Source organism: Selenomonas sp. oral taxon 892 str. F0426 (assembly GCF_000468035.1).
Taxonomy (GTDB): Bacteria; Bacillota; Negativicutes; order Selenomonadales; family Selenomonadaceae; genus Centipeda.
Genome location: NZ_KI260521.1, coordinates 11,257 through 11,503 on the forward strand (window position 1 = coordinate 11,257; position 247 = coordinate 11,503).

Sequence of the window (247 nt, forward strand, 5' to 3'; positions counted from 1 at the left end):
ACATCTGGGGAGTGATCTCATCGCCCCACCACGTCTCGTCTGAGATTTCACCGTCCAGAAGCAAGACACGCTTCTCTCCCTCGTTCCGCACCCAGTTCCAAAATTTGCGTTTCATCGCCCTCTCCTTTCTTGTTGGCGAATAAACCTGCGTCCCTCAGTTTTGTCATATTCCCGTTGATGAGGTACAAATCACCGCCCTCGGTAGATTCAATCGGATTCATGTCCTCAAGACTGCGGATGTCGTTCG

At 51.4% G+C, this 247-nt stretch carries 1 pseudogene; it reads right to left on the minus strand.

What is annotated here, in order from left to right:
* Window positions 1-115, minus strand: a pseudogene (locus HMPREF1992_RS11980) (Clp protease ClpP); the annotation flags it as partial.
* Between the last annotated feature and the right edge of the window lie 132 nt (window positions 116-247).